Origin of the sequence: Nocardiopsis sp. TNDT3 (genome assembly GCF_003427465.1) — a bacterium.
Taxonomy (GTDB): Bacteria; Actinomycetota; Actinomycetes; order Streptosporangiales; family Streptosporangiaceae; genus Nocardiopsis; species Nocardiopsis dassonvillei.
Genome location: NZ_QPFC01000262.1, coordinates 1 through 1,653, shown reverse-complemented (window position 1 = coordinate 1,653; position 1,653 = coordinate 1). Strand labels below are relative to the sequence as shown.

The following is a 1,653-nucleotide window of genomic DNA, read 5'->3' as shown; positions in this document are numbered from 1 at the left end:
CATGAGAAAACCCGCGGCGCCCTCGACGTTGTTCGTCGGGGCGCCGCGGGTTGTTCGGGGGCCGGGGCCACCGGGGGAGATCCGCCTGCGGGAATTTCCGGACTACGCGGCGTTCGCGCGGCGCATGCGGCGACGGCGCTCGGAGGCGCGCTCGTCCTCGTTCAGCCCGCCCCAGGTGCCGTACTTCTCCGGACGCGAGATCGCATAGTCCAGGCAGTCGTTTCGAACCGGGCAGGCCGCACAGATCTCCTTGGCCTTGCGCTCACGGATCTCCCGCTCCGGCTGGCGTTCGCCGTCCGGACCGAAGAAGAGCACAAGGTCCTCGCCCCGGCACGCGGCGGCATCCTGCCACCCCCAGTGCGGGCGGGGGCGCAGCGCGGCCTGCCGACGTACCTGAGACATGCTTGAACCACCTCTACTGAAATCACTAGTAAGCTGTCGGAAAAAGCTTCAGTCACCAAAATTGGTCATGCGGCGCGAGTCACCCCGCACGACGCAAACGCCGAGCGGTGCGAGTGATGTTCCCCGGTGTGGCTGAGACCACGAGAAGCACAGGTACTGCGGCACCGATCCGCCGAGCGGCGGAGTGCTCTCACGCGAACGGCTGCGGAGGCGGTGACGGCCTCCGTCCGAGCCGGTACGTAATCATGCCATCCCTCGTCCCGATCATGCACGGGGGGTAGGGAAATTACTCGCACAACCGTTACCGAAACCAGATGACAACTGACCGGTGTGCGGTCTTTTGTCTGAGTTTGTTGTGCATCGCAAGATCTGGGGCCTTGCGAAGGACACAGCACATCGTATGGTGCGATGTCCCTCCTGCCTAGGGGGTCCTCCTGATGTGCGGGTCACATTGCGGTCTGCGCGGAGTTCCCGGTTCGGGCCTGACCGTATGTCCTCACCCTCCGTCGATGCCGGTGAGGAGGGTGAGCGGTCCCTCCCGCGTCCGTTTCCGGGCGTCCTCCCTCGCGTCCCGTGCCCCTACCCCGTCGGTCCGCGAACCCCACACGACACGCCGTTCCGCGGCTCCCGCGTCAACCCCTCCCGCGTGCCTCAAGACCGCCCCTAGGGGAAGTACCAGGGTGGGGCGCCCGAACGGGTCGTGGTGCGCGGACGTCCCAGACGGTAGAAACAACGGACACGGCCGCTCCGCGGCCGCGTGTCCCCGTAGCGGGACACCAACACGAGGGAGGACGAGAACACCGTGGGCCTCTTGCGGTTCATCCTGAACGTCATCTGGATCTTCGTCGCTGGGTTCTGGCTGGCCGTCGGCTACGTCTTCGCGGGCGTCATCTGCTGCATCCTCATCGTCACGATCCCCTTCGGCGTCGCCTCGTTCCGCATGGCCAGGTACGCGATCTGGCCCTTCGGGCGCGATCTCGTGCGCAGGCCCGGCGCGGGCGGGGGCAGCACCTTCCTCAACGTCATCTGGGTGATCGTCGCCGGTTGGTGGCTGGCCCTCGGCCACATCGCCACCGCGATCGGCCTCGCCGTCACTATCATCGGTATCCCCATGGCCTGGGCCTCGCTGAAGATGATCCCCGTGGCCCTCGCGCCCTTCGGCAACGAGATCGTCGAGAGCGGCCACCCGCGGGAACCCTGGCAGTTCTGACAGCGTTGACCTCCCACCGGGCCCGTGGGAAACACGGGCCC

The 1,653-nt window shown here is 66.9% G+C and carries 2 protein-coding genes; one reads left to right on the top strand and one right to left on the bottom strand.

The window, feature by feature from the left end; genetic code table 11:
- Window positions 1–102: 102 nt before the first annotated feature.
- Window positions 103–402 carry a WhiB family transcriptional regulator gene (locus DQW06_RS07215; RefSeq protein ID WP_013153824.1) on the bottom strand — a complete coding sequence of 100 codons (300 nt, stop codon included), beginning with the start codon at window positions 400–402 and terminating at the stop codon, window positions 103–105.
- Between the two features lie 802 nt (window positions 403–1,204).
- Here DQW06_RS07215 and DQW06_RS07210 point away from each other — a divergent pair.
- A complete protein-coding gene (locus tag DQW06_RS07210) occupies window positions 1,205–1,612 on the top strand; it encodes a YccF domain-containing protein (RefSeq protein ID WP_013153823.1) in 408 nt (135 codons plus the stop codon).
- The last annotated feature ends 41 nt before the right edge of the window (window positions 1,613–1,653 follow it).

Excerpts from the sequence above, each read along its gene's own strand:
- DQW06_RS07215 (WP_013153824.1), bottom strand. The coding sequence starts at position 402 with ATGTCTCAGGTACGTCGGCAGGCCGCGCTGCGCCCCCGCCCGCACTGG.